The sequence below is a fragment of the Actinoallomurus soli genome, from assembly GCF_024055715.1.
GTDB classification, from domain to species: Bacteria; Actinomycetota; Actinomycetes; order Streptosporangiales; family Streptosporangiaceae; genus Actinoallomurus; species Actinoallomurus soli.
This window is the reverse complement of the sequence record NZ_JAMXMV010000002.1, coordinates 104,154-130,082: the sequence shown is the minus strand read 5'-3', so window position 1 is coordinate 130,082 and position 25,929 is coordinate 104,154. Positions and strand designations below refer to the sequence as shown.

Here is a 25,929-nt window from a genome sequence, read left to right as displayed (position 1 = left end):
TCCCTCCCCGCGCCGCCCGGTGGACGGTCAGGCGGCGCGGAGGATGTCGGTGAGGGCGGAGAGGACGGCGTCGGGGCGTTCCTCGTGCATCCAGCCGTGCCCCACGTCGTCGAGGACCCGCTGTTCACCGCGGGGGACCGACGCGGCGAGTTCCCCATGGATCGTCCGCTTCATGTCGTTGATCTCGCGCAGGAGGTCCCCGGGCCACAGGTGGGCCTGGGTCACGTCGTGGCCCATGGCGGTGAGCACGATCAGCGGCACGTCGGGTAGGTCCGGCGCGTCCCTGAGCTCGTCGGCCACCTCCGTATAGAGGTTCTTGTCCTCGTTCCACGCCGTACGCCACGCGGTGAGGTGGTACTCGGCGAGCGGCCCGCGTACGGCCTCCGGCCAGGCCGCGAAGTGCTCGGCGAGCACCTCACGGGACCGCTGGATCTGCTCCTCGGTCGGCTCGGGCAGCTCCCGGCTCTTCATCCGCTCCAGCATCTCGGGCACCTGCGCGGGCGCGCGGACCAGGAAGTCCTCGTGGCTGGGGTCGAGGAGAAGTAGTCCGGCGACCTCGCCGGGGAAGCGCTGCGCGTAGTGCCGCGCGTAGGCGCCGCCCAGGGAGTGCCCGACCAGCACGTACGGGCCGGGGACCCCGGCGGCGGTCAGCAGGTCGCGCAGCTCGTCGGTCACCTCGCCGGCCGTACGGGGGAGGGGCACCGGGTCGCTCCAGCCCGTGCCGGCCCGGTCGTAGATCACGCTGGTCGTCAGCCGGGCGACGCGGTCGTGGAGATTGACGTAGTCGAGGCCGACGAGGCCGGCCCCGGCCAGGAGGATCACGGCGGGCTCTCCGGCGCCGGACCGGTGCAGCGTCAGCCGCCGGCCGCCCACCTCGTACAGCCGCCCCAGCGGGGGCTCGGTCCGGGAGTCCGGTGTCGCAGGTCGCATGGGCGAGGCCTCTCCTCATCGTTCTCAACTTTGAGAAAGGTATCAGACGTGAGATCGTCAGACCATGAACCCGGTGGATCTGCTCCTGCACCCGGTGCGGCTCCGCATCGTGCACGCGATGTCGGGCGGGCGGGCGCTCACGACCGCGCAGCTGTGCGGGCTCCTCCCGGACGTCTCGAAGGCGACCGTGTACCGGCACGTCGGCCTGCTGGCCGAAGGAGGGCTCCTGGAGGTCGACGGCGAGCAGCGGGTGCGCGGCGCCGTCGAGCGGACGTACCGCCTGCGCCGGGCCCGCGCGGTGATCGACGCCGAGACGGCCGCGTCCGTCTCCCCGGAGGACCACCGCCGCGTCTTCGCCGTGGCCATGGCCACCCTGCTCGCCGAGTTCAACGCCTACCTCGACCGCGACCCGGATCCGGCCCGCGACCTGGTCGGCTACCGGCAGCACGCGATCTGGCTCAGTCCCCGCGAACGCGCCGAGATGATCGAGGAGTTGCGCGACGTCATCGTCGCGCGGATGGCCAACGAACCCTCACCGGAGCGCACCCGCCACCTCCTCAGCCCGATCCTCTTCCCCGCCGAGGAGCCCCCGGCCGCGCTCGAATAGCGTGAACGCATGCGCTTCGCGATCTCGATCCCACAGTTCTTCGCCGACGGGGAGTTCGACCCGGCCGCGTTCCGCGCCTATGTCGTACGGGCGGAGGAACTCGGCTTCCACAGCGGATGGACCCAGGAACAGGTCCTCGGCGTGGCGCCTATCCTGAGCCCGCTCGAGACCATGACGTACGCGGCGGCCTGCACCGAACGCCTGCGGCTGGGCTGCGCGGTCTTCGTCACCACCCTGCACAATCCGCTGCACCTGGCCAAGAGCATCAGCACGCTCGACCAGCTCAGCCGGGGCCGGCTGGAGGTGGGCGTCGGCACGGGCGGTCGCGGCCGGGCGTTCGCGGCGTTCGGCGTTGAGGCGGACGCCTTCGTCGCCCGCTTCACCGAGGGCATCCGGCTGATGAAGGCCTGCTGGACCGAGACCGAGATCGCGTTCCCCGGGCGGTTCTGGCAGCTCGACGGTCAGGGCATGGAGCCGAAGCCGTTCCAGAAGCCGCACCCTCCGCTCTGGTTCGGCGGCAACCACCCCAACGCGATCCGCCGCGCGGTCCGGTACGGCGACGGCTTCTTCGGCGCGGGGTCGCAGACGACCGCGCAGTTCACCGATCAGGCCCGGGTCGTACGGGAGGCGCTCGACGAGGCCGGCCGCGATCCGGCGGACTTCCGGCTCGCCAAGCGCGTCTACATCGCGGTCGACGACGACGCCACGCGGGCCCGCCGCCGTATGACCGACGCGTTGAACCGGGTGTACGGCCGCTCCGGAGGCGACGACCTCACTCCCGTCGCGGTCTTCGGCCCGCCGGACGAGTGCGTGACCCGGCTGCGCGAGGTCGCGGACGCGGGCGCCGAGATGATCCTGTTCACGACGCTCTTCGACCAGGCCGAGCAGATGGAACGCCTGGCCGCCGAGGTCATGCCCCACCTGTCCTGAGACGGGAAGGGCCGGCGACCCGGAAGGGTCGCCGGCCCTTCTTCCGCCCCGGCTCGGCCGATCCTCCGGCCACGTTCCTGGGGGCGGCCGGTTCGACGACCGGGCGGTCAACGGAGCGCCGGCGGCGCCACCAGAGAGCTTAATGACCTCGACTCAAGATCAATTTGAACGATCATATCGAGTCCGCGGTGCACTTGCGCCGACGCCGCTGAAGTGCGCCTGACGTCGTACGGGCCACGGCGAGCACCGGCCCCTCACCTCCGCGCTCGCCGCGGCCCCTGCCGCGCGACCGGATTCGGGGGAAGGCCCGACCGCGCGGAGCCTCGTGGTCAGCCGCCGCACCGCGCCCAGACCGTCTTGCCGTCGCCCTCCGGCCGCCAGCCCCACGCGGTGGCGTACGCCTGGACGATGAACAGCCCTCGGCCGTCCTCCTCGTCCAGCCCGGCGGCCCGGATCTCGGGCTCGCCGTCGGCGAAGTCCCGCACCTCGATCAGTACGGCACGGTCGCCCGGCCGGCTGATGGTCAGCTCGAAGACGGCACCGAGCCTCGCGGCGTTGGACACCAGCTCGGTCGTGACGAGGTGCACGTCGTCCAGCAGCTCCGGCAGCGCCCAGTCCTGCAGCCGCCGCTCGACCGCCAGCCGGGCCACCTTGGCGGCGCCCGGATGCGGTCCCAGCTTGAGGGAGTACGAGTCGGCGATCATGACCCTGCCCATCGCGTCCGTCGGGGGATTCTCGATTCGCCTCTCACTCTGTTGTCATGTGACTACGCTCGGCAATGGAAGCGGCCCGACAACCCCCGACAGTGACAGCCCGGAGGGCGACATGGGATATCGGCGCGAGGTCGACCCGACGACATCAGTGGCGGCGCTCTTCGCCCACAAGCTCCGGAAGTACCGCGACGCGAACGGCTGGACCCAGGACGCACTGGCCGATCGCGTCGGCTGCACCGGCGACCTCATCTCGAAGATCGAGACCGCCAAGCGCTCGGCGACGACCTCCATGTCGGAGGACTTCGACCGGCTGTTCGCCCTCGACGGCTATTTCGCCGAGCTCCAGCCCCTCGCCGCCCGCGAACTGGCCCTCGGCTGGTTCCGCCCGTTTCTCGAAGCCGAGGGCACCGCGTCCTCCATGCACATCTTCGAGCCGATGCTGATCACGGGCCTCCTCCAGAACGAGGACTACGCCCGCGCCGTCCTCAGCGCCGGCAACCACCCCGACAAGGTCGAACAGCTGGTAGCCACCCGAATGGAACGCCAGCAGATCCTCCGCCGCGACGAGCCCCCGTGGATCGTCCTCCTGCTCGCCGAGTACGCCATCCGCCGCAAGGTGGGCGGCTCTGATGTGATGCGCGCCCAGCTCCAACGCCTCCTCGACGCGATGAAAGAGCCGAACATCACCATTCAGCTCCTTCCAGAGGAAGCGCCCGTCTACCTCTCGATGCCCTTCACAATCATGGGCTTCGACAATGGGCCGGACGTGGCCTACGCGGCGACAGGTGAGATTTCGGGTGGTATCACGAGAGAGCATCGGCACGTCGGGAGGCTCAAGGCCCGCTTCGACCTGGTTCGGGCGGCGGCATTGCCTGCCATGGCGTCCGAGGAGCTCATCCGTTCCGTTCTGGAGGACACGTGAACGTGGAGGAAGCGCCGCCGGTCCAATGGCGTAGAAGCACCCGGAGCGACGAGGAGGGTGGCCAATGCGTGGAGGTGGCCGTTCTCATGAAGGATGCGTGATCGTGGCACGACTGCCGCTGGCTCAGTGGCGCACGAGCACCCGTTCCGATCAGCAGGGCGGTCAGTGCGTGGAAGTGGCCGTCGTCGAAGAGGTCCGTGTCGGCGGCTGACCAGGCGGCGCGTAGCGGATGCATCGCGTGTGAGCTGAGCACCGGGGTGCGGCCGTTGCCGGGCGGGCGGCTGCACGAGGGCTCGGGCCTGGTCGTGGAGCACTGCGTCGGGCCGCTCGGAGTCGGCACGCTCGTGGTCAAGCCGCTGCGGCACGTCCTGCACGTGGCCGACCTCGACGACACCGAGAGCGCGGCGCTCGGTCCGCTGTTGCGGCGGACGGCGGCGGCGGTCACGGAGGTGGTCCGACCTGAGCAGGTCTACGTCTGCCTGTGGTCGCACGCGGGCGGAAAGCCGGGCCACATCCACTTCGTCGTCCAGCCGATCACCAAGGCCGACATGGCCCGCTTCGGAGAGTCCGGCCCCAAGCTCCAAGTCGCGATGTCCCGCGCCGGTGAGTTGCCGGGGGAGGCCGAAGTCGACGCCGTCTGCGCGCGCCTGCGCCCGCTCCTCGCAGATCAGCGCCAGTGAGTGCCGAGAGTTCTGGTCGTTGGAACAACGAGAACCCTCGGCAGAGAAGTCGACCACTCGGTAGACGACGGACTTACCGGATCCCGGGAACGCGTCGCGTTGGAGGCTGTCCCCTCAGGAGGGACGAGGTGGCCGCTGGCGGGACAGGGGTGGAAGACAGCCGCCCACCCGGCTGTTTGATTCGGAGCAGTTGTCCACGTCGGCGGCGTAGAGCATTGCGGGCGAATCCGCCGCCGCATGGGCCCGTCGCGTTTCGTGGCCGTCTACTTGGACGAGAGAAGCCGGGTCTGACTCGCTTTCCGTGATGGACGGCTCGAACCGGACGAGCCTGCCCGCTCGCCGCCCCACCCCCACCGCCCCTTCTCCTCTCCTCCTTTGCTCTGCTCACCCCGGCTATACACCTGGAACGGTCCACTGCCTACCCGGCGTGAGCAGAGCAAAGAACTGTAGGAACGCGGGCGGCCTTGCCGGGAGCCCGAACGAGCGCCGCCGCGGCCATCACGAAATGCGAGCCAGACCCGAGAGGTCTCGTCCAGATAGACGGCTGCGGAAACAAGGTGCCCCCCGGGTGGTGTCCGACCTTTCCCGATGGTGCGTTGTGTCCCTGCGGTGTGGCGGCCGGGCCGTCTCGACGTCAGGCCGGGCGGGTGGTGGTGATGCCGCCGTCGACGTAGAGGGTGGTGCCGTGGATCATGCGGGCCTCCTCGGACGCGAGGAAGGCGACGGCGTGGGCGATGTCCTCGGGGGCGACCGGAACTCCGGCCGGAGTCCCGGCGGTCATCTGTTCGATCACGGGGCGGGCGCTCTCGTTGCCGGGAGTCAGGGTGACGCCGGGAGCGACGGCGTTGACCCGGACACCGCGTGGGCCGAATTCGGCGGCCCAGGTCCGGGTCATCTGCTCGTCGGCGGCCTTCGTGGCGGTGTAGAGAGCGGCGAACGGACTCCCCACAGTCGCCATCCAGGATCCGATCGTCACGATCACGCCGGTGCCCCGGGCCGCCATGTCCGGCGCCATCTGGGCGACGAGCACATGCGGTGCCCGGATGTTCACGGCGAGCATCGCGTCAAGGGCGTCGTCGGGGAGGTCCGGCGTGGACGTCGCGGGATAGATACCGGCGTTGTTCACCAGGATGTCCACCTTCCCGTCCGCGGCCGCCGTCGCCCGAGCGGCGAACTCGCGCACCGCGTCGGCGTCGCCCGCCAGGTCGGCGGGGACGAAGTCGGCCTTGTCTCCGGCGGCGCGGATCCCGGCCGCCACCTCCTCGCCGCGTCGCGGGTCACGGCCGCTGATGATCACGTGGGCGCCACGTGCCGCGAGCACGCGAGCGATGGCGGCGCCGATGCCGCTGGTCGACCCGGTCACGATGGCGCTGCGGCCGTGAAAGGGCGGTACGGGGGAGGGGCGGAGTTCGTTCGATGAGGTCATGACGCCATTTCACGGGCCCTACCGGCGCGGGACCAGTGCGAGTGTTCCCTAGGCACGGCGTGACCAGGCAAGGCCGTGCCGGCGGCCGTACCGTAGGGACATGGGTCGAGACCGCTCCGCTTTCGGTGCCTTCCTGCGGGCCCGCCGAGACCGGCTCACCCCCGCCCAGGCCGGGATCGACGCGTTTCCCGGCCCCCGACGGGTGCCCGGCCTGCGCCGGGAGGAGCTGGCCATGCTGGCGGGCCTGAGCACCGATCACTACAGCCGGCTGGAACAGGGCCGGCAGGCGACGGTGTCCGAATCCGTGCTCGTCGCGCTGACGCGTGCTCTGCGGCTGAACGAGGTAGAGGCGGCGCATCTTCGGGACCTCGCGGCTCCGGAGATCCGTACCCGCCGGCCGGCGCCGGAGGTGCAGCGCCCCGATCCGGGGCTGCTGCGCCTGGCCGCGACCCTGGACCACGTCCCGGTGCTGCTGCTCGGCCGGCGTTCCGAGGTGCTCGCGCACAACGCACTGCTCGAAGCCGTTCTCGGGCGCACTCTGCCGCCGGGCTCTTCCTTCATGGACTACCTGTTCCGCGATCCTCTGGCCCGGGAGCGCATCGTCAACTGGGCCGAGTTCGGCGCCCGGTCGGTCGCCGCGATGCGGATGGAGGTCGGCAGGCGACCGGACGACCAGCGGCTCCTGGCCGCCGTACGCGACCTGCGGCGTACCGACCCGGACGTCGCCCGCTGGTGGGACGACCACACCGTGCGTGACTACGCCTCGGTTCCTAAACGCATCGCGCATCCCGAAGCCGGGGTCCTCGACTTCAATATCGAGATCGTCACCGCGCCCCACGCCCCCGATCAGCACCTCATCGTGTACACCGTCGAGCCCGACTCGTCCACGGCCCGGGTCCTGCCGATCCTGGCCAGCTGGGCCACACCGGCGAGCACCCGGTCCGGCCGGCAGGGCGGCCAGTGGGTGGAGGATGCCGAGTCCGGTGGCTGAGCAGGCGGCACGCGGCGGATGCGTGGCGTGTGAGCGTTCAACCGATCACCAGGGTGGGCTATCGCTTTCCGCGCCCGGATGGTGCGCGGTCCGCGGGCGGAGGCGGGGCGGTGTCGCGGAGTTCGGCCGCCGAGCGGACGAGTGAGGCGACCGCCGGTGAGCGGCTGTTCGGCGGCCATGCGATCACCGTGGTGACCTCCGGCGCGTCGACGACGGGCACGGCGACGTGTTCGGGCCACTGCCAGGCACGGCTGGAGGCCGGGATGACGAGCAGCGTCCTGCCGAGCGCCACGAGCTGGGCGAGCTGCGACTGGGTGCGCACCTCCGGGCCGGGCCCGTCCGGGTAGGTACCGTCGAGCCGGGGCCATCGAGCGATCGGCAGGTCCGGCACGTCGCGGACCTCGGCCATCGTGAGCCGATCGCGTGACGCGAGCGGATGCTTCGCGGGAAGGATCGCGACCTGCCCTTCGACGTGGAGGTCCTCGGTGTCGAACCCGGCGAGGTCGTCGAAGGGCCGGTGCATGAGTGCCACGTCTGCGTGCCCGTCGCGGAGCAGCCGTGCCTGCTCGCCGACCTCGCACAGGAGGACCTCGATCGGTGCCGCACCGGGTTCGTTCGCGAGCGTGTCGAGGAGCCGCTGCAGCAGCTCGTGGGACGCCCCGGCCTTCGTCACGAGCACCAGCGGCCGCTTCGGATCCCCGGCACGCCGCGTCCGGCGCGCGGCGGCCGCCACCGCGTCGAGGGCCGTTCCGGCCTCGCGGAGCAGCACCCGGCCGGCGTCGGTGAGCGCCACTCCACGACGGTCCCGATCGAACAGCCGGACGCCGAGCCGCCGCTCCAGCAGGCGGATCGCGCGGGAGAGCGGCGGTTGCGCGATCCCGAGCCGATCGGCGGCGCGTCCGAAGTGCAGTTCCTCGGCGACGGCGACGAAGTACCGGAGCTCGCGGGTCTCGAGATCGTCCACGGACGGAACCTACCGCCTGATACCTGGTGAGTATCACAGCCCACTTAGGCGATCTTGGACGCCGAGTGCGCGGCTCACGAGCATGGATGGAGTGAACGACAGGAAGACCGCGCTGGTCACCGGCGCGAACAAGGGAATCGGCTTCGCCATCGCCCAGGGCCTCGGGGCGATCGGCTTCACGGTCGCGGTGGGAGCGCGCGACGATGTCAGGCGCGAGGAGGCCGTCGAGCGGCTGCGCGCCGCGGGCGTCGACGCGTTCGGGGTGGCCCTCGACGTCACCTCCGACGACAGCGTCGCCGAGGCGGCGGCGACGATCGAGAAGACGACGGGGCGGCTCGACGTACTCGTCAACAACGCGGGCATCGCCGGCCGGACCGACGGCGGCGCGCAGGATCCGACGACGCTCGACCTCGACGTCGTCCGCACCGTCCTGGACACGAACGTGTTCGGCGTCGTCCGGGTGACGAACGCGATGCTCCCGCTGCTCCGCCGCGCGGACTCGCCGCGCATCGTCAACATGTCGAGCACCATGGGCTCGCTCACCCTGCAGGCCGGCCCGATCATGGCCGCGTACGCCCCGTCGAAGTCGATGCTCAACAGCGTCACGGCACAGTACGCCCGCCGGCTCGCCGACACGAACATCATCGTGAACGCCGCCTGCCCCGGCTACGTGGCGACCGACTTCACCGGCTTCGACGGCTTGCGGACGCCCGAGCAGGGTGCCGCGATCGCGATCCGGCTCGCCACCCTGCCGGATGACGGCCCCCGCGGCGGCTTCTTCGACGACGAGGGCGTCGTCCCCTGGTGACGCCTGGTCCGTGAGCGCCGAGGATTTTCGTCGAGGGAACGACGAGGATCCTCGGCGTTCCCCTTTGACTCAGAACTCCAGGACGGCGCGGTAGTGGGCGCGACCCTGGCGGACGTGGTCCAGGGCCTCGTCCATGCGTGCGGCGGGGAAGATCTCGACCTGCGGGCGGATGTCGTGCCGGGCCGCGAAGTCGAGCATCTGCCGGGTCTCCGTCGGTGATCCCGTGACGCCTCCGACGATGGTCCGTTCGCCCGGGAGGAGGTTGAGCGGGCTGATGGTGAGCGCGCCGCTGGGAAGGCCGAGGACGCACAACGTGCCGCGCGGGCGCAGGGTCGCCAGGTAGGCGTCCCATGGCAGGTCGGCCGAGACGGTCGAGAGGACGAAGTCGAAGGAGTTCGACACCCGCTCGAGTCCTGCCCCTTCGGTCGTCGCGACGAAGTCGTGGGCGCCGAACCGGTGGGCGTCGTCCCTCTTGGCGGGAGTGGAGGAGATGGCGGTCACATGGCAGCCCCACTTCGCGAGGAACTGGATCGCCAGGTGCCCCAGGCCGCCGATCCCGACCACGGCGACGCGGTCCGTCGGCCGTACGCCGTGATGCAGGAGCGGGGGGAAGACCGTCGTCCCGGCGCACAGGAAGGGCCCCGCGTGCTCGGAGGCGATGACGTCGGGAATCGGCTGGACGTGCCGCCAGTCGCTGGCTCGGACGTGGCTGGCGAAGGCCCCTCCGGTCCCGCGGACCACCACGTTGTCCTTGGCCGGGCACAGTTGCTGCCGGCCGCTGAGGCACCATTCGCAGGCGAAGCAGGAGCCGGCCGTGGCTCCGACGCCCACCCGCTGGCCGACGGCCAGCCGCGTGCGATCGACCGCCTCGCCCAGGGCCTCGATCACGCCGACCGCCTCGTGGCCCGCGACGACGGGGAACCTCGCGACGCCCCACTCGTCATCGATCACACCGAGGTCGGTGTGGCAGACCCCGCAGTGGGTCACCGCGACCTCGACCTCGAGGGGCCCCAGCGGCGCCGGCTCGTACTCGTGGACCCGCACGGGGCCGCCCGCCCGCTCAACGGCGTAGGCACGCCTCATCACAAACTCGCCTCCGGTAACTAACTAGATAGTTACAACGTACGCCGCCGCTTCGACGAGTGTCAACCAACTGGTCAGATACCATCGGCGGATGCCCGTCCGCGATGCCGAGGCCACCCGTCGCAGGCTCCTCGCCGCCGCCACCGCCGACTTCGCCGCCCACGGGATCGCCGGTGCGCGGGTCGACCGGATCGCGGCCGAGGCCGGCGTGAACAAGGCGCTGCTGTACTCCCACTTCGGCGACAAGCTCGGACTCTTCGACGCCGTCTTTCGCATGAACGCGGACGCCGTCGTGGAGGCGACCCCGTTCACCGCGGAAGATCTTCCGGACTACGCCGTACGCCTGTACGACGCGGCGATCGCGCGGCCGGAGCTGATCCGGCTCGCCACCTGGGCCCGGCTCGAACGCGTCACGCCCGGGGGCCTCGTGATGGACGAAGCGGCGAGTGACGCCAAGCTACGGGCGATCGCCGAAGCGCAGCGGACCGGATTCATCACGCCCGCGATGGAACCGCGGGACGTGCTCGCGCTGGTCATCGCGATGGCCCTGACCTGGTCCTGCGCGAGCCTGTCCTACGCCGCCGCCCCCGGCGATCCGGAGGCGGACCATGAACGCCGCCGGCGGGCCCTGTCCACGGCGGTGTCGGGCGCCTTCCGCCCCTGAGCTCAGGCGTCGGGCCAGGCGCGGCGTTCGGAGGGGACGGCCATCAGGTCGCCGACGACGAACTCCTGTGCCGGGCCCTGCCAGGCGAACGGCATGAACACCGCGAGGGCGCAGCCCGACTGGTGCTCGACCTCCATGGCGACCGCGTCGACGGTGCCGGGCGGGGCCGCGGTCGGGTCGTTCCGCCAGTCCGTGGTCCGGCGGAGCCGGACGTCCACGGGCGTGGTGTCGCCCGGCGACGGCTCCTTCATGCGCACGTAGACGCGTCCCGAAAACGGACGACTACATCGACACGGTCCTGGACCACCTGCGCGCCAGCGGCTACCCGCTGCTGGACGAAGACGTCGGCCGACTCTCGCCCTTCGACCGCAAGCACATCAACGTGACGGCCTCGTACCGGCGTGCCCCACCAGCGCATTTGACCTCAACTGTGGTTGAGCTGGTGAGCTGTTCGCCGTCTGCGTCAGGACCAGAGAAAGCGAGCAGTCATGGCCGACAGCACGGACAGCAGGGCCACGGAGCCCCCTCCGCATCCGGCCCCGGCGGATCGGCCGTCTCCGTTGACGCTTCCGGTGGTCCTGGCCGGCGTCGTCCTGGTGGCGATGTCCATATCGGGGACCGCGGTGGCACTGCCGAGCATCGGTCGTGATCTCGATACCTCCGGGTCCCCGTTGAACTGGATCGTCGCCGGCTACAACCTGGCCTTCGCAGCCATGACGCTCATCGCGGGATCGACCGCCGACCGGATCGGCCGTCGACGGGTGTTCATCGTCTCAGCGCTGGTCTTCACGGCCGGATTCCTCGGGACGGCGCTGAGCCCGGCGATCGTCGTCACCGACATCACCCGCATCGTCTCCGGCGTCGGCGGCGCAGGGATCATGGCGGCAGGCGGCGCCATCCTCGCGTCCAGCTACGAAGGTGCGGCCCGCAATCGTGCCTTCGCGCTGATGGGCACCATGGCCGGCGTCGGGATCGCCGTCGGCCCCACCCTGTCGGGCCTGCTGATCAGCGCCGCCGGATGGCGGGGGAGCTTCGCGGTCTTCACCGTCGTCGGCCTGCTGGTCGCCCTCGGCGGGACGCGCGCCCGCGAGTCCCGCACGGCCGGTGCCGACCGGATCGACTGGGCGGGCAGTCTCCTGTTCGTCGCGGCACTGGCACTGCTGATGTTCGCGCTCCTGGAGGCGCCCGAACTCGGCTGGACGCACCCCGTCGTCCTGTTCACCGGGATCGCCGGGCTGGTCGTGCTGATCGCCTTCGGCATCGTTCAGCGGCGCAGCACCGCTCCGGTACTGGCGCCCGATCTGGTCGCCAACCGCGGATTCCTGGGCTGGAGCCTGGCGACACTGACCACCTCCATCGGATTCCTCGGCGTGCTGGTCTTCCTGCCCACCTACCTGCAGGCGGCGGCCGGGCTCTCCCCTGCGGCCGCGGGGCTGACGATGCTGCTGCTGACCGCCCCTGTACTGATCATGCCGACGGTCGCCGCGGCCCTGGTGAACAAGGGCGCGCCGGCCCGTCTGCTGATCACGATCGCTCTGGTGCTGGTCGCGGCCGGGAATCTGTGGCTGCTGACGCTGAACGCCGACGACGCGGTCCTGGCCGTCGCGGCGCCGCTGGTGATGATCGGCGTCGGCATGGGAGCGTCCTTCGGCATCACCGACGGCCAGGCCATGGCCCTGGTCCATGCCGACACCGTCGGCATGGCGGCCGGCTTCCTCAACACTCTGCGGGGAGCGGCCGAGGCTCTCGTGATCGCCGCCTACAGCGCGTCCCTCGTCGGCCTCCTCGCGGCCAAGCTCGGTGACACCAGCCGCGCTGCCGAGGTTGGTGCCGGACGGCTCACCGACGGAGCCGAGAGCGTGGAACTGGACGCCTTCACCTGGTCGTGGCAGGTGACCCAGCTCGGTGTCGGCCTGCTCTGCCTCGTCCTGTCGGTCACCGTGGCCGTCCTGATCTACAGCCGCGCCGTGACGTCCCGCTCCACCTGACCACCAGCGTATGGAGAAGGCAAGGAGCAGCGTCGTGCATGCGAGTCCAGACGACCATCTCACGATCGGTGAAGTCATCCGCCGAACCGGCATGCCCGCCTCCGCCCTGCACTTCTACGAGCGCAAGGGCCTGATCTTCAGCGAAAGCACCAGCGGCAATCAGCGGATCTTCTCCCGGCACATGCTCCGCCGGATCTCCCTGATCATCGTGGCCAAACGCCTGAGCATCCCGCTGTCGGACGTCGCCGAGGTCTTCGCCGACCTCCCCACCGATCGCGTCCCCACCCACAAGGACTGGCAGCGAGTCTCCCGGCGCTGGAAGAAACAACTGGAGGAGCGCCGCCGTGTCATCGAAAGCCTCGAACACGAGCTCACCGGCTGCATCGGCTGCGGCTGCCTGTCGATGAAGGCATGTCTGCTCCTCAACCCCGACGACACCCTCCAGGGCCGCGGCCCCGGACCGGTGCGGATCCAACAACCCGGCGTCGCTCCCTGACCAGAGCTTCGGCTATCAGCCAAGCTCGACGCATCCCTCCTACGGAGGCCGGTAGGGGCTTGCGGGTACCTGGTGACACGAGCCTTACCGGCACGACCCGACTCGCGCGGCGCTCGGCGGCGCCCGGCACGCCGTCGTCACCGATCGCCGGAAAGATCCGCCGCCCGCGCGGGCGGCCGGTGGGTCGTCCGGTGCCGTCCTGGCGCCGGACTCCCGCCGCTGACCTGAGAGACCTCTGGACATCGGCTGGGGCCGGGATGGACGGTGTGAGCCGGGCGGCGATGTCGCGCAGGCCACTTGAGCCGCCGTCAACGCCCCAGATCGCCGTCGCCGGCGGCACCGAAATCCTCGGCGCTGCGGGAACGGGTCAGGCGTCGGGCCAGACGCGGCGTTTGGAGGGGACGGCCATCAGGTCGCCGACGACGAACTCCTGTGCCGGGCCCTGCCAGGCGAACGGCATGAAGACCGCGAGGGCGCAGCCCGACTGGTGCTCGACCTCCATGGCGATCGCGTCGACGGTGCCGGGTGGGGCCGCGCTCGGGTCGTTCCGCCAGTCCGTGGTCCGGCGGAGCCGGACGTCCACGGGCGTGGTGTCGCCCGGCGACGGCTCCTTCATGCGCACGTAGTAGGAGATCACGGCGCACCGCAGCTCGGCCGCGCGGGCGCGGTACCCGTCGGCGAGGTGGTGCAGCGCCCCGGCGGTGGCCGTCGCGTCGTAGGAGTAGTCCGCGTCGTACTGCCCGGCCTTCCGCAGCACCCCGTCGGCGTCCATGACCAGGCCGAACGGGTAGAGCATGCCGGGGTCGGGCTCCGGGCGGAGCCGGCTCTCGGCGCCTTCCAGGGCGGCCGCGAGGCAGGCGTCCATGTCGCCTCGGGCCCGCCGGGGGACGGAGCCGTCCATCAGCATCAGCGTCAGCGTCTGCATCGGATGCGGATAGGTGGGGGGGAAGTCGCCTGCGGCTCGCCAGGAGGACACGGCCCGAAATCCTAATCGACGAAGATGCGCCGGGTCCGGCGACTTGGACGGATGAGAAGCCGTTTCGTCGTTTTGCCTCCCCGGCCCTCGGCCGAAGACGTACGAAACGCTCAGTGAAGGCGCCGTCGGCGAGGTGATTTGTCCTGATATGCGCATTCGATCGCGGTGATCACCGAGACCTCTGCCCGCCCCGAGCCGAGCCGGCCGGGGCGACGCGGTACGGTCGGCGATCATGGCTCACCGGACCTATGAGGAGTACTGCGCGGCCGTCGAGGCCGAGGTGGCGCGATTCGTCGCGATCGTCGGGGAGGCCGACCCGGCCGCGCCCGTCCCCACGTGTCCCGGCTGGACGATCATCGACCTCACCAGGCACCACGGCACCACCTACCGGTGGATGACCCACCTGGTGCGCACCCGGGCCACCGAGCGCGTCTGGTCGCGGGACGTGCCGCTCGACCTGCCGGAGGACGTGCGGGCGTACCCGGCCTGGGTCGCGGAGTCCGCGGCGATCCTGCTGGAGACGCTGCGCGCGACCGACCCCGACCGGCCGAACTGGACGATCGGCGCCGACCGGCACGTCCGCTTCTTCCCCCGCCGGGTCCTGTTCGAGGCCGTCGTCCACACGGCGGACGCGGAGATCGCGGTCGGCCGCGAGCCGCACGTCGACGCGGCCACGGCGGCCGACGGCATCGAGGAACTCCTGGAGAACCTGCCGTCCTTCGGCTGGGTCGCCGACCGCGTACGCGAGCTGGACCGCGACGGTGAGACCCTGCACCTGCACGCGACCGACGGCGACGGCGAGTGGATGATCCGGCCGGGCGACGGCGGCTTCACCTGGGAGCGCGGCCACGGCAAGGGGACGACCGCCGTACGGGCGGCGACCGGAGACCTGCTGCTGCTCGTCTACGGCCGCCTGCGGCCCGACGACGAACGGCTGGAGGTCTTCGGCGACCGTGATCTGCTGTCCGCGTGGCTGGCGGCCACCGGCCTCTGACCTGCCGCCCGCCCGCGCTCGGCGGGACAGGTCGCCGTCCTCGCAGGCCACAGGCCCTAAAGGTCGCCGTCCTTGAGCCAGTCGCTCCAGGAGTAGTTCCAGTACTTCCAGTCGCCGTCGTTGGGCTCGTCGACGAACCGGCGGGACGTACCGGTGATCTTGACGATGTCGCCGCGCTGGGCGATGCCGAAGAAGTAGCGGGCGCCGGCCGGGGAGGTGCGGACGCAGCCGTGGCTGGCGTTGCGGTGGCCGAGGGCGTCGTACTCCCCGACGCTCTGGTGGACGTACTCGCCGCCCATCGAGATCCGCACCGCGAGGTGGACGTTCTCCTTGTAGTAGTCGCAGTCGGGCTGGTCGGGCTTGCAGTTCGGCGACTCCATCTGCACCACCGGCTTCTTCTCCCTGGTCAGGTGGATGCCGCTGGTGGTGGTGTACTCCCGGGTGGTGCCCTTGCCCATGCTGATCCGGAACGTCCGCACCAGGCCGTCGTGGTCGACCCTCATCCGGTGCGTGCGGGCGTCGGCGACCGTGATGTTGGACGCGCCGATGGCGAAGGTCCGGGTGACGTCCGCCGTCCCGTACACGCCCTTGGCGGCGCGTACGCCGGCCAGGTGCGCGGTGAAGACGACGTTCTGGTGCGGCTGCCAGTAGCGGTGGGTCCGGTAGACGACCTGACGGTCCGACGTCCAGTGCCAGGCGCCCTCGTCCCCCTTGTCGGCCTTCACCTCCAGGGCGCGCGTGACCTCGGCGCGGTCGCCCACCGGGCCGTCGAACGTCACGATGATCGGCATTCCGACGCCGACCTTCTCGCCGGCCTGCGGCGTGACGTCGGCGATGCCGATCCGGTGCGCGGCCGGAGCCGTACGGAAGCGGCTCATCACCGCGGTGACCCGGCCCTCGGAGTTCCGGGCCAGGGCCTTCACCTGGTACCAGACCCCGGGTCTCAGGGTCCACATGGTCCGCCACGACCGGCGGTCGGCGCCGAACGCGCCGGGCGTCGTCGTGCCGTCCTGGCGGACGTCCACCTCATCGAGCCGCCCGCCGGAGACGGTGACCTCGACGCTCCGATCCGGCCGGACGGTCCGCCTGCCGTCGGCGGGCTTGATCGTGATCTCCGCGTCCGCCGCGGCCGAGGTCGCCTTCCGGCCGCCGCCGGAGCAGGCCGGCGTCAGGGCGACGGTCGCGGCGGCGATGGCCAGACCGGCGAACAGCCGCCGATTCCTCATGTGGATCTTCACTTCCTATGAGATGCGCGTACGGCGGGCAGGTTCGCCGGAGCGGCGTACCCCCCAAGCATCCGTCGAGACGACGCCGAACGCCGCGATTCCGCGCGGCGTGTCCGCGACACCCGGGTCACATCAACCGCCTTCGGGGGCCGGTAGTGTGGGGGCCTTATGAAGACGATCGTTCATCTGCTGCGCCACGGCGAGGTGCATAACCCCGAGGGTGTCCTGTACGGGCGGCTGCCGGGATACCACCTCAGCGACGACGGCCGGCTGATGGCGAAGGCGGCGGCCAAGTGGTTCGACGGGCGCGACATCACCGTGCTCGTGTCCTCGCCGATGGAGCGCGCCCAGGAGACGTCCGAGCCGATCGCCGAGACGCTCGGCCTGCCGGTCGGCACCGACGAGCGCCTCATCGAGGCCGCCAACCACTTCGAGGGCCGCACGTTCGGCGTGGGCGACGGGTCGCTGCGCCGCCCGGAGCACTGGCCGTTCCTCTGGAACCCCTTCCGGCCGTCCTGGGGCGAGCCGTACGAGGAGATCGCCCGGCGCATGCTGGCGGCGATGGCCGACGCGCGCGACGCCGCGCGCGGCCACGAGGCGGTGTGCGTGAGCCACCAGCTGCCGATCTGGGTGACGCGGCGGCGGGTCGAGGGCCGCCGGATGTGGCACCACCCGGGGCGCCGGCAGTGCGCGCTGGCCAGCGTGACGAGCTTCACCTACGACGACGATCGCATCGTCAAGGTCGGCTACGCGGAGCCGGCGGGGGACCTGTCCCGCCGCCCCAGTGTCCCCGGCGCCTGAGCCCTCCTGCACAATAGAAGCGAGTACTACACGATGTAGTAGTAGGAGTGTGCCCGTGACCCCCCGTGCCCTGACCCTTCCGGCGGTGGTTCTGCTCGGCATCGGCGCGCTCGCGGGATGCGCGGGCACCGACGCGGTCCAGAGCGGCGCCGGGAACTCCGACTCCCGGTACGTCGCCGGTGACAACTCCAGCCAGATCATCAAGAACCGCAAGCCCGCGCCGCAGGTGAAGGGCACCACGCTCGACGGCAAGCCGTACGACCTCGCCGCGCAGAGCGGCAAGGTCACGGTCGTGAACTTCTGGGCGTCCTGGTGCGCCCCGTGCCGCGCCGAGGCGCCGACGATGGAACAGATCTACGAGCAGACCAAGGGCTCGGGCGTGCAGTTCCTCGGCGTCGACATCAAGGACGGCAAGGACAACGCGCAGGCGTTCCTCCGCACCTTCAAGATCACGTACCCGAGCCTGTACGACCAGGCCGGGCAGGTGGCGCTGGCCTTCCGCGACATCCCGCCGAACGCCGTGCCCTCCACGCTCGTCATCGACCGGCACGGCAAGGTCGCGGTCCGCATCATCGGCAGCGTGCCGTACTCCCACCTCCGGGACCTCGTCACCAAGGTCGCAGCCGAGAAATGAGCCGTACCCCGATGCGCCGTCGCGCCGTGACCCCCTCGGCCACGGCCGTACGGGTGGTGAGCGCGTGGTGAGCACCATCACCAGCGGATCGCTCGTCATGGCGCTCCCGGTCGCGGCGGCGGCCGGGCTCGTGTCGTTCCTCTCGCCGTGCGTGCTGCCTCTCGTACCGGGCTACCTGTCGTACGTCACCGGGATGAGCGGCGCGGACCTCGGGGAACAGCGGCGGGGGCGGCTCGTGCTCGGCGTCGCGCTGTTCGTCCTGGGGTTCACGGTGGTGTTCGTGAGCGCCGGACTGGCGTTCGGCGGGTTCGGCGCGCTGCTGCAACGGCACGCCGACGTGATCACGAAGGTCCTGGGCGGGGTCACGATCCTGCTCGGCCTGGCGTTCATGGGCTTCATCCCCGGGCTGCAGCGGACGGTCAAGTCGAGCCGGCTGCCCGCCGCCGGGGTGGCGGGCGCGCCGTTCCTCGGCGCGCTGTTCGGGCTCGGCTGGACGCCCTGCATCGGCCCGACCCTCGCGGCCGTGCAGGCGATGGCCTACACCGAGGCGAGCGCGGCGCGCGGGGCGCTGCTGTCCTTCGCCTACTGCCTCGGCCTGGGCGTGCCGTTCCTGGTCACCGCCGTCGCGTACCGTAAGGCCCTGGGCGCGTTCGGCTGGGTCAAGCGCCACTACCAGGCCGTGATGCGCATCGGCGGCGGCCTGCTGGTCGCCATCGGGCTGCTCCTCGTCACCGGGCTGTGGAGCGACCTGACGGTCCAACTACAGAGCTGGGTCTCCGGCTTCAAGACGGTGATCTGATGAGCTTCGACAAGGGGGCACGCCCGTGAGCGTCGACGCTCCTGAGGCACAGGCCGCGCCGCAGGCGCCACGGGAGCGCCCGGCGGGCATCGGTGTGCTCGGCTGGCTCCGGTGGGGCTGGCGGCAGCTGACCTCGATGCGCACCGCGCTGGTGCTGCTGTTCCTCGTCGCGCTCGGCACCGTGCCCGGCTCGTTCCTGCCACAGCGGGGGCTCGCGCCGGAGAAGGTCACGACCTTCTTCCAGCAGCACAAGACGCTCGCGCCGGTGCTGGACAAGCTGTCGCTGTTCGACGTGTTCGCCGCGCCCTGGTTCGCGGCGATCTACATCCTGCTGTTCGTCTCCCTGGCCGGCTGCGTGCTGCCGCGCGCCAAGCACCACCTCGTCCAGCTGCGCTCCCGCCCGCCGAGGGCCCCGCGCAACCTCGGCCGGCTGCCGGAGGCCGCGTCGTACGAGACGGACGCCGCCCCCGACGAGGTGCTCGCCGAGGCCCGCACGATCCTCAAGGACCGGCGGTTCCGCGTCGACGCGTACGACGACGCGGTCGCCGCCGAGAAGGGCTACCTCCGCGAGACCGGCAACCTGGTCTTCCACGTGGCCCTGCTCGTGCTGCTGTTCGCGGTCGGCTCCGGCGCGGCGTTCGGCTACAAGGGCAACGTCCTGGTGACCGAGGGGGAGGGCTTCTCCAACACCCTCGCCTCGTACGACGCGTTCAAGGGCGGCCGCAGCTTCACCGCCTCGAAGCTGCCGCCCTTCACCGTCTGGCTCGACTCCTTCTCGGCGAGCTACCTGCCGAGCGGCCCGAACCGCGGGCAGCCGACGAACTTCTCGGCCAAGATCCGGTACCAGAACGGCCTGAAGTCCGCGGTCAAGTCCTACGACCTGAAGGTCAACCACCCGCTGAACGTGGACGGGGCGCGCGTCTACCTCCTGGGCCACGGCTACGCGCCGCGCTTCACCGTGAAGGACGGCAAGGGCCAGGTCGCCTTCCAGGGGGCCGTGCCGTTCCTGCCGACGAACGAGGCGACGTACGCCTCCGAGGGCGTCATCAAGGTGCCCGACGCCCAGCCCGACCAGCTCGGCTTCATCGGGCTGTTCTGGCCCACCGCCGTGCCGAACCAGCAGGGCAAGGTCGTCTCGGCCTTCCCCGCCGCGTGGAACCCGCAGGTCGCGCTGTTCGCCTTCCGGGGCGACCTCGGCCTGTCCAACGGCGCCCCGCAGTCGGTGTACCGGCTGGAGACCGCCAAGCTCAAGCCGCTCCTGATGGGCAACAAGGTCAAGCCCCTCGCGGTCGGCCAGACGCTGCAGCTGCCGAGCGGCGCCGGATCGGTGACCTTCGACGGCTACCGGCAGTACGTCACCATCCAGGTCAACCACGATCCCGGCCGGGTCCCCGCGCTCGCCGCCGGCATCGTCGCGATCATGGGCATCGTGACCTCCTTCCTCGTGCGCCGCCGCAGGGTGTGGGTCCGTGCGAAGGCCGCGGAGGGCGGGCGTACCGTGGTCCAGGTCGGAGGGCTCACCCTCGGCGGCGCCACTCCCGACTTCCAAGCGATCGTCGAGCGGCTCAAGATGGCCGCCCCGGAAGAGCCCCGGAGCACGCCTCCGGACGAACCCCCGAACACAGACGAGGAGTGACGGCCGTGGTCGACACCCATCTGGCCAACCTGAGCAACCAACTGATGCTCGGCGCGGTGCTGCTGTACGTCGTCGCCATGGTCGGATACGCCGCCGACATCTCGTTCGGGCGGCGGCGCGTCGCGGCGGTGCCGCAGGAGGCGAAGGTCCTCGTCGGCGCGGGCGGCCCCGAGACCGTGGAGGACGTGCCGGAGGCCAAGGACGAGCCCGAGGGCGAGGGCGAGCGCCGCAAGGTCGACTGGGGCCGGTTCGCCATCCTGCTCAACGTGCTCGCCTGGGGCGTGCACGGCGCCGAGATCGTCACTCGGGGCATGGCGGCCGACCGTGTGCCCTGGGGCAACATGTACGAGTTCGTGTCCGCGATCACGTTCGCCGCGGTGACCGTGTACCTCGTGATGCTCTGGCGCTACAAGACCACCTGGCTCGGCCCGTTCCTCATGGTGGCCGTCGTCATCGCGCTCGGCATCGCGACGATCTGGCTGTACGACGACCCGGGCCCGCTCCGCCCGGCGCTGCACTCGTACTGGATCGCGATCCACGTGACCGCCGCCGTGACCGCCACCGGGATCTTCACCGTCGCCGGCGTCGCCACGATCCTCTACCTGCTCAAGGCCAGCCGTACGGCGCCCAGGCCAGGCGGCCTGCTGGAGCGCGTCCCGGACGCCGAGACGCTCGACCGCATCTCCCACCGCACGATGATGTTCGGCTTCCCGATCTGGACGTTCGCCATCATCGCCGGCGCGATCTGGGCGGACTCCGCGTGGGGCCGCTACTGGGGCTGGGACCCCAAGGAGACCTGGTCGTTCATCACGTGGGTCGTCTACGCCGGGTACCTGCACGCCCGCGCCACCGCGGGCTGGCGGGGCCGCAAGGCGGCCGTCATCTCGCTGATCGCCTTCGCGTGCCTCCTGTTCAACTTCTTCGGAATCAACTACCTCGTCTCCGGGTTGCACTCCTACGCTGGGTGAACATTTATCTCCCACTGCCAACTTTTTACCGACGCCGTGCGTCGGACAAGGCGTGGGTGAAACTGGGAGGACTCGCGTGGGTAACAGGCGGTCGGCCGTTGGCATGCTGGCGATGGTGGCGCTGCTCGCCGGTGCGTCCGCATGCACGGGCAGCAGTGAGGCGGGCACGAATGGCAAGGACGGCACGAAGGCCCCCGACGCCCAGGTGCGCATCACTCCGGCCAACGGCACCGGCGCCGCCCGTCCCGACCAGGGCGTCGCGGTCGCGTCGTCGGGCGGCAAGCTGGAGCAGGTGACGGTCACCCAGGGCGGCGCGCCGGTGCCGGGGGACTTCACCGCCGACCACATGCAGTGGAAGACCAAGTGGACGCTCAAGCCCGGCGCGTCGTACAGCGTGAACGTCACGGCGAAGAACGCCAAGGGCAAGACCACGACGACGCAGAGCACGTTCACGACGCAGAAGGCCACGCAGAGCTTCAAGATCGCCGACATCACGCCGATGCCGGGGGAGAAGGTCGGCGTGGGCATGCCGATCATCGTGAAGTTCGACACGCCGATCGCCAACAAGGCGAACGTCGAGCGGGCGCTCGAGGTGAAGTCGGACAAGGGTGACACCGGCGTCTGGCACTGGATGTCGCCCACGGAGGTCGTCTTCCGCACCCAGAAGTTCTGGGGCGCGCACCAGAACGTCACGTTCACCGCCCACCTCGCCGGCGTCCGTGGCCTCAAGGGCGTGTACGGCAAGGCGGACGTGTCGCAGTCATTCAAGATCGGCGCGTCGAACGTCACCGTGGCCAACGCCAAGACGCACTACATGAAGGTGAACCACGACGGCGTCGTCAAGACGTTCCCGATCAGCACGGGCATGGGGACGACGACGGAGTACACCACGACCAGCGGCCTGCACATCACGCAGGAGAAGTCCGAGAGCGTGACGATGGAGTCCCCGGGCCGCAAGCCCGGCGACGCCGGCTACTACAAGGAGGTCGTGCACCTCGCGGTCCGGATCACCAACCGCGGCGAGTACGTCCACCAGAGCGTCGGGGAGTACGACGCCCTCGGCCACCGCAACGCCAGCCACGGCTGCGTCCGCACCTCGCCGACCGGCGCCCGCTACTTCTACGACATCGCCCAGCGCGGCGACATCGTGAACGTCACCGGCACCAGCCGGAAGCTGGCCAACGAGGTCGACTCGAACGGCTGGGTGTTCTGGGCCCTGCCGTGGAACAAGTGGGTCGCGGGCAGCGCCCTGGCCTGACCCGCCGAAGACCGCTCACTCCGGCCCCGGCCGCCGTCACGGCGCCGGGGCCTTTGAGAATCTAGGACTCCTCGCCGCGGAGGCGGCGGTCCAGATGACGGAGGAACTCCGGGTCGTCGTCCGGGCCGAGCGGGCCGCGCCGGTCCGCCGGCCCCGGATCGTCCCGGCCGAAGTCCCGTGAGGTGAGGAACTCCGGCGGCCACGCGGTCACGCCGGCCGTCACGAACCTGCGGCGCCGGCCGAACAGCAGCCAGGCGATCGCGCCGAGTTCGAAACCCAGCAACACAATGAGGAACCACGCAAACTTCGGCAAATGCCGAGTTTCGGTCTCATCGGTCGACAGGACCTCAAATAGGCAGAAAAGCCACACGCCGAGTGCGACAAGGACGAGCACGACGGCAAGGACGAGCATGCTCGCAGGGTAACCCGCCCACCTGAACGCCACCGCAGAGGTGACCGCATCGGGTCTCAGAGGCGACCGTACGGCGGCGCGGCGGGACGCCGGATCGCCGGCGGTGGGGATGACGGGCGGACGGAGGCTGGCTTACGCTTCCGCTTAGCCGAGGCGAGGGGCCGTGTCATGCGTTACCGGGTGAACCGTCGCCAGCAGCCCGAGGCGCCGGCCGCCGAGTCCCGGACGGGGCGCCACCGCCGGAGCAAGGACTCCGCCGGAGACGCCGATCGGGCCGCGCCCGCCGAACGCCACGTCGCCCGTCCGCGCCGCCTGCAGCCCAGAGACGCGCTCGGCCGCTTCCGCAAGCTGCGCCCGGACGAGGAACGGCGGCTCACGGACCGCGCGGACACCCCGCTGCCCGACCGGCCGAAGGCGCCCGACCGGCCGGCCGAGCCGCGCTACACCTGGCGCGACTTCGAACTCGACGACGAGCTCCCGCGCGCGGCGCCGCACCCGCCCGACGCGCCCGACGTACGGGACGGGCGCCGGCACTGCGGATCGCTCGAGGACATCCTCTACCGCCAGTGGCCCGCCGACGGGGCGCCGGCCTCCCCGGACGTCGTGCGGGCCGTGGACAGCCTCGCCGAGCTGCCCGACGTGCTGAAGGACAAGCTGGCCGAGAGCCTGAACGGCATCTACGTGGGCTCCGGCGGCGTGCCGGACCTCGACGACATGGCCTATCTCCGGGGCGAGCCCCTGCCGTCGGGCAAGGCGACCTGGGACATCTGCGCGGGGGCGTACGGGGATCGCACCATCGTCGTCGGTGACCGTCCGTCACCGACTCCAGACGTGATGCTGCACGAGATTGGGCACGCTCTTGACGACATCGACGGCACGATGACCGATGAGAGCGGCCGACAATGGCAGTCCGACAGCCCGGAGTTCCGTGCGCTGTACGCCCAATGTCTTCCACACTTGGAGAGTGAGTTTCACCGGCAGGCGGAAGATCTGGGCCGTCACGAGTTCTTCGCGGACGCCTTCGCGGCGATCGCGTCCCGCCAACGGCCGGCGCTTGTCGACATGCTCGGCGGCGATACCCGAACAGCGCTCAACGTAATGCTTTTCTTCAACCGCAAATACGGGATTTAGGTGATGGCGCGATGTACGTGATCAGGCTCCCCGGCGGGACCCTGCGGGTGCCCGCGAGCGTGCTGGCACCCGGACGGCGGGCGCACGGAGGGACGGGGAGCGTGATCGGCCAGGCCTATGTGGAAATCGGCCCGGAAGACCCCGACTACCAGCGACTTCTCGCGGAGTCGATCTCGGAAGAGGAGATGGCCGAGAAGCGACGTCGCTGGCGCGAGGACGACGAGGCGCTGCGCGCCGAATTCGAGGAGTTCAAGGCCCGGCAGGCGGAGGAGTGACGGGCCTGACAGGCGGAGGGATGACGGCGCGGTCCGGTCGCCGCCGTCGACCGTCTACCGGCTGAGTTCGCTGCGTACGGAGGACTCGACCGGCTCCTCGCCCCTCAGTAGTGCGTGCACCTCGGATTCCCGGAAACGACGGTGCCCCCCCGGCGTCCGGATGCTGCTGATCCGGCCGGCCGCTGCCCAGCGTGTTACCGTTTTCGGGTCGACCCGGAACAGGGCGGCGACCTCACCCGGGGTCAGCAGGCGCTCGCTCGTACTCTCCACGTTTTCTCTCCCCCTTTGTCCCGCTCTCGTCGCGGGTGGACTGTTTCTCAGTCTGCCGTGTCAAGACCGATTTCTCCCTTGTTTTCGCAAAACATCACGCTGCGTAGTTTTGTGACATGCAGTAATGACTGGACGTGACGGATCAGTTGCGACCTTCCGGCCGGACGATCGACCTGTCGCCCACAGTGACGCCCCGGAGCCACGTAGGGTGCTCGCTATGTCCGATCTTGTAACACCGGAGGAGATCGAGGACGCCGCCAGGCGGCTGTCCGGGGTGGCGATGCGCACCCCCCTGGTGCCGCTCCGCGGCACGGCGCCCTCGGCCCCGCTCCTGCTGAAGGCCGAGTCGCTGCAGCCGGTCGGCTCCTTCAAGCTCCGCGGCGCGTACGCCGCGGTCAGCGCACTGCCCGAGGAGGAGCGTAAGAACGGCGTCATCGCGCACTCCAGCGGCAACCACGCCCAGGCGGTGGCCTACGCCGCGCACGTGCTCGGCATCCCCGCCGTTCTCGTCGTCCCGCACACGATCCCGGCCGTGAAGGCCGACGCCTGCCGCGCGCTCGGCGCCGAGATCGTCTACGTCGAGCCGACCATGGAGGCCCGTGTGGAGACGGCCGACCGGCTGGCCGGCGCGCACGGGTACGCGCTCATCCCGCCCTTCGACGACCCGCGGATCATCGCGGGACAGGGCACGATCGGCCTGGAGATCCTCGAGGACGAGCCCGAGGCCGACGCGGTGTTCGTGCCGATCAGCGGGGGCGGCCTGATCGCCGGCGTCGCCACGGCGATCAAGGCGAAGCGCCCCGAGACCAAGGTCATCGGCGTGGAGCCCGCGCTGGCCGCCGACGCGCGCGACTCCTTCCGCGTCGGCCGCCGGATCGGCTGGCCGGCCGCCGAGACGAGCCGGACCATCGCCGACGCCCTGCGCGTCGAGCGCGTCGGCGAACGGCCCTTCGAGCACATCCGCGCGTACGTCGACGACGTCATCGTGGTCTCCGAGGACGAGATCCGTTCCGCGATGCGGCTGCTCGCCCGCCGCGCGGGCCTGGTCGCCGAGCCGGGTGGAGCGGTGGCGACGGCCGGGCACCTGGCGGCGACCGGGTCGCGCGGACGCCACCACACGGGACGTCCCCGGCGTCACGTCGCCGTCGTCTCCGGCGGCAACGTGGACCCGGCCCTGTACGCGGAGATCCTCGCCGAGCCGGAGCAGCCGGAGCGGAACTGACAGTCCGGGAGACACTGACGGCCCGGGAGACACTGACGGCCCGGGCCGAACTGACGCTCGTGGTCCGGGGCCGGCGGGCCGGGCCCCGGACCGACTCCCGCGAAGGGGGGATAGTCTCAGAACGT

Annotated in this window: 31 protein-coding genes; 21 read left to right on the top strand and 10 right to left on the bottom strand. The window is 70.7% G+C overall.

What is annotated here, in order from left to right; all coding sequences use genetic code 11:
• Nucleotides 1-27 precede the first annotated feature (27 nt).
• Entirely contained in the window at nucleotides 28-930 is a 903-nt protein-coding gene (locus NDW01_RS06515; RefSeq protein ID WP_252817641.1) for an alpha/beta fold hydrolase, read from the bottom strand.
• Between the two features lie 64 nt (nucleotides 931-994).
• Between NDW01_RS06515 and NDW01_RS06510 the strand changes: the two genes are divergently transcribed.
• Entirely contained in the window at nucleotides 995-1,537 is a 543-nt protein-coding gene (locus NDW01_RS06510) for a helix-turn-helix domain-containing protein (RefSeq protein WP_252817639.1), read from the top strand.
• A 9-nt stretch (nucleotides 1,538-1,546) separates the two neighbouring features.
• Entirely contained in the window at nucleotides 1,547-2,467 is a 921-nt protein-coding gene (locus NDW01_RS06505) for an LLM class flavin-dependent oxidoreductase (protein WP_252817636.1), read from the top strand.
• Nucleotides 2,468-2,796: 329 nt separating this feature from the next.
• On the opposite strand, the gene NDW01_RS06500 is transcribed toward NDW01_RS06505, so the two are convergent.
• A complete protein-coding gene (locus NDW01_RS06500) occupies nucleotides 2,797-3,171 on the bottom strand; it encodes an ATP-binding protein (protein ID WP_252817633.1) in 375 nt (124 codons plus the stop codon).
• Here NDW01_RS06500 and NDW01_RS06495 point away from each other — a divergent pair.
• Genes NDW01_RS06495 through NDW01_RS06485 form a run of 4 tightly spaced genes read left to right on the top strand, consistent with a single transcriptional unit; the run spans nucleotide 3,170 to nucleotide 4,782 of the window.
• Nucleotides 3,170-4,102: a helix-turn-helix domain-containing protein gene (locus NDW01_RS06495; RefSeq protein ID WP_252817631.1), complete on the top strand. Its 933-nt coding sequence runs from the start codon at nucleotides 3,170-3,172 to the stop codon at nucleotides 4,100-4,102. The two genes, NDW01_RS06500 and NDW01_RS06495, sit on opposite strands and share 2 nt — an antisense overlap.
• Nucleotides 4,099-4,203: a DUF397 domain-containing protein gene (locus NDW01_RS44245; RefSeq protein ID WP_406567691.1), complete on the top strand. Its 105-nt coding sequence runs from the start codon at nucleotides 4,099-4,101 to the stop codon at nucleotides 4,201-4,203. The genes NDW01_RS06495 and NDW01_RS44245 overlap by 4 nt, the downstream gene beginning before the upstream one ends.
• 2 nt (nucleotides 4,204-4,205) lie before the next feature.
• Entirely contained in the window at nucleotides 4,206-4,313 is a 108-nt protein-coding gene (locus tag NDW01_RS06490) for a DUF397 domain-containing protein (protein WP_252817629.1), read from the top strand.
• A complete protein-coding gene (locus NDW01_RS06485; RefSeq protein ID WP_252817627.1) occupies nucleotides 4,300-4,782 on the top strand; it encodes an HIT family protein in 483 nt (160 codons plus the stop codon). The genes NDW01_RS06490 and NDW01_RS06485 overlap by 14 nt, the downstream gene beginning before the upstream one ends.
• A gap of 634 nt (nucleotides 4,783-5,416) precedes the next feature.
• Here the strand turns inward: NDW01_RS06485 and NDW01_RS06480 are convergent.
• The gene (locus NDW01_RS06480) at nucleotides 5,417-6,208 is read right to left on the bottom strand and encodes an SDR family NAD(P)-dependent oxidoreductase (RefSeq protein ID WP_252817625.1); all 792 of its coding nucleotides are present in this window, start codon (nucleotides 6,206-6,208) and stop codon (nucleotides 5,417-5,419) included.
• Nucleotides 6,209-6,308: 100 nt separating this feature from the next.
• Here NDW01_RS06480 and NDW01_RS06475 point away from each other — a divergent pair, with 100 nt between their 5' ends.
• Complete coding sequence (locus NDW01_RS06475) at nucleotides 6,309-7,199, top strand: helix-turn-helix transcriptional regulator (protein WP_252817623.1); 891 nt, start codon at nucleotides 6,309-6,311, stop codon at nucleotides 7,197-7,199.
• Between the two features lie 58 nt (nucleotides 7,200-7,257).
• Here the strand turns inward: NDW01_RS06475 and NDW01_RS06470 are convergent, their stop codons facing one another.
• Nucleotides 7,258-8,163, bottom strand: coding sequence for a LysR family transcriptional regulator (locus tag NDW01_RS06470; RefSeq protein WP_252817621.1), 906 nt, complete (start codon nucleotides 8,161-8,163; stop codon nucleotides 7,258-7,260).
• An 82-nt stretch (nucleotides 8,164-8,245) separates the two neighbouring features.
• On the opposite strand from NDW01_RS06470, the gene NDW01_RS06465 reads away from it, so the two are divergent.
• Nucleotides 8,246-8,971, top strand: a complete 726-nt coding sequence (locus NDW01_RS06465) for an SDR family oxidoreductase (protein ID WP_252817619.1) — start codon at nucleotides 8,246-8,248, stop codon at nucleotides 8,969-8,971.
• 69 nt (nucleotides 8,972-9,040) lie between these two features.
• Here NDW01_RS06465 and NDW01_RS06460 read toward each other — a convergent pair whose 3' ends face one another.
• Nucleotides 9,041-10,054, bottom strand: a complete 1,014-nt coding sequence (locus NDW01_RS06460) for an NAD(P)-dependent alcohol dehydrogenase (protein WP_252817618.1) — start codon at nucleotides 10,052-10,054, stop codon at nucleotides 9,041-9,043.
• A 91-nt stretch (nucleotides 10,055-10,145) separates the two neighbouring features.
• On the opposite strand from NDW01_RS06460, the gene NDW01_RS06455 reads away from it, so the two are divergent.
• Complete coding sequence (locus NDW01_RS06455) at nucleotides 10,146-10,718, top strand: TetR family transcriptional regulator (RefSeq protein WP_252817616.1); 573 nt, start codon at nucleotides 10,146-10,148, stop codon at nucleotides 10,716-10,718.
• 2 nt (nucleotides 10,719-10,720) lie between these two features.
• Here the strand turns inward: NDW01_RS06455 and NDW01_RS06450 are convergent, their stop codons facing one another.
• Complete coding sequence (locus NDW01_RS06450; protein WP_252817614.1) at nucleotides 10,721-10,975, bottom strand: hypothetical protein; 255 nt, start codon at nucleotides 10,973-10,975, stop codon at nucleotides 10,721-10,723.
• Nucleotides 10,976-11,278: 303 nt separating this feature from the next.
• Between NDW01_RS06450 and NDW01_RS06445 the strand changes: the two genes are divergently transcribed.
• Nucleotides 11,279-12,706 (top strand): MFS transporter, encoded by a 1,428-nt coding sequence (locus NDW01_RS06445; protein WP_252817612.1) that lies wholly within the window; start codon nucleotides 11,279-11,281, stop codon nucleotides 12,704-12,706.
• A gap of 34 nt (nucleotides 12,707-12,740) precedes the next feature.
• On the top strand, nucleotides 12,741-13,202 hold the full coding sequence (gene soxR / locus NDW01_RS06440) for a redox-sensitive transcriptional activator SoxR (RefSeq protein ID WP_252817610.1): 462 nt from the start codon (nucleotides 12,741-12,743) through the stop codon (nucleotides 13,200-13,202).
• 367 nt (nucleotides 13,203-13,569) lie between these two features.
• Here the strand turns inward: soxR and NDW01_RS06435 are convergent, their stop codons facing one another.
• Nucleotides 13,570-14,178 (bottom strand): hypothetical protein, encoded by a 609-nt coding sequence (locus tag NDW01_RS06435; RefSeq protein WP_252817608.1) that lies wholly within the window; start codon nucleotides 14,176-14,178, stop codon nucleotides 13,570-13,572.
• Nucleotides 14,179-14,410: 232 nt separating this feature from the next.
• On the opposite strand from NDW01_RS06435, the gene NDW01_RS06430 reads away from it, so the two are divergent.
• Entirely contained in the window at nucleotides 14,411-15,172 is a 762-nt protein-coding gene (locus NDW01_RS06430; RefSeq protein ID WP_252817606.1) for a maleylpyruvate isomerase family mycothiol-dependent enzyme, read from the top strand.
• A gap of 56 nt (nucleotides 15,173-15,228) precedes the next feature.
• Here NDW01_RS06430 and NDW01_RS06425 read toward each other — a convergent pair whose 3' ends face one another.
• A complete protein-coding gene (locus NDW01_RS06425) occupies nucleotides 15,229-16,398 on the bottom strand; it encodes a L,D-transpeptidase (RefSeq protein ID WP_252817605.1) in 1,170 nt (389 codons plus the stop codon).
• Between the two features lie 168 nt (nucleotides 16,399-16,566).
• Here NDW01_RS06425 and NDW01_RS06420 point away from each other — a divergent pair, with 168 nt between their 5' ends.
• The 6 genes from NDW01_RS06420 (at nucleotide 16,567) to NDW01_RS06395 (ending at nucleotide 22,494) form a co-directional block, all read left to right on the top strand.
• A complete protein-coding gene (locus NDW01_RS06420) occupies nucleotides 16,567-17,199 on the top strand; it encodes a histidine phosphatase family protein (protein WP_252817604.1) in 633 nt (210 codons plus the stop codon).
• Nucleotides 17,200-17,254: 55 nt separating this feature from the next.
• The gene (locus NDW01_RS06415) at nucleotides 17,255-17,833 is read left to right on the top strand and encodes a TlpA family protein disulfide reductase (protein WP_252779516.1); all 579 of its coding nucleotides are present in this window, start codon (nucleotides 17,255-17,257) and stop codon (nucleotides 17,831-17,833) included.
• A gap of 97 nt (nucleotides 17,834-17,930) precedes the next feature.
• Nucleotides 17,931-18,632: a cytochrome c biogenesis CcdA family protein gene (locus NDW01_RS06410; RefSeq protein WP_252818735.1), complete on the top strand. Its 702-nt coding sequence runs from the start codon at nucleotides 17,931-17,933 to the stop codon at nucleotides 18,630-18,632.
• Between the two features lie 25 nt (nucleotides 18,633-18,657).
• Nucleotides 18,658-20,268, top strand: a complete 1,611-nt coding sequence (resB, locus tag NDW01_RS06405; RefSeq protein WP_252817602.1) for a cytochrome c biogenesis protein ResB — start codon at nucleotides 18,658-18,660, stop codon at nucleotides 20,266-20,268.
• A gap of 5 nt (nucleotides 20,269-20,273) precedes the next feature.
• Nucleotides 20,274-21,236 (top strand): c-type cytochrome biogenesis protein CcsB, encoded by a 963-nt coding sequence (gene ccsB, locus NDW01_RS06400; protein ID WP_252817600.1) that lies wholly within the window; start codon nucleotides 20,274-20,276, stop codon nucleotides 21,234-21,236.
• Nucleotides 21,237-21,312: 76 nt separating this feature from the next.
• Entirely contained in the window at nucleotides 21,313-22,494 is a 1,182-nt protein-coding gene (locus NDW01_RS06395) for a L,D-transpeptidase (protein WP_252779534.1), read from the top strand.
• A 61-nt stretch (nucleotides 22,495-22,555) separates the two neighbouring features.
• On the opposite strand, the gene NDW01_RS06390 is transcribed toward NDW01_RS06395, so the two are convergent.
• Nucleotides 22,556-22,906, bottom strand: coding sequence for a PLD nuclease N-terminal domain-containing protein (locus NDW01_RS06390; RefSeq protein ID WP_252817598.1), 351 nt, complete (start codon nucleotides 22,904-22,906; stop codon nucleotides 22,556-22,558).
• Between the two features lie 168 nt (nucleotides 22,907-23,074).
• On the opposite strand from NDW01_RS06390, the gene NDW01_RS06385 reads away from it, so the two are divergent.
• Together NDW01_RS06385 and NDW01_RS06380 are read left to right on the top strand one after the other, a co-directional pair.
• Nucleotides 23,075-24,037: a hypothetical protein gene (locus tag NDW01_RS06385; RefSeq protein WP_252817597.1), complete on the top strand. Its 963-nt coding sequence runs from the start codon at nucleotides 23,075-23,077 to the stop codon at nucleotides 24,035-24,037.
• 101 nt (nucleotides 24,038-24,138) lie between these two features.
• Entirely contained in the window at nucleotides 24,139-24,312 is a 174-nt protein-coding gene (locus NDW01_RS06380) for a hypothetical protein (protein ID WP_252817594.1), read from the top strand.
• 54 nt (nucleotides 24,313-24,366) lie between these two features.
• Here the strand turns inward: NDW01_RS06380 and NDW01_RS06375 are convergent, their stop codons facing one another.
• Nucleotides 24,367-24,582 carry a BldC family transcriptional regulator gene (locus NDW01_RS06375; protein ID WP_252779585.1) on the bottom strand — a complete coding sequence of 72 codons (216 nt, stop codon included), beginning with the start codon at nucleotides 24,580-24,582 and terminating at the stop codon, nucleotides 24,367-24,369.
• A 217-nt stretch (nucleotides 24,583-24,799) separates the two neighbouring features.
• On the opposite strand from NDW01_RS06375, the gene NDW01_RS06370 reads away from it, so the two are divergent.
• Nucleotides 24,800-25,804, top strand: coding sequence for a threonine ammonia-lyase (locus tag NDW01_RS06370; protein WP_252817592.1), 1,005 nt, complete (start codon nucleotides 24,800-24,802; stop codon nucleotides 25,802-25,804).
• Nucleotides 25,805-25,929: the final 125 nt, after the last annotated feature.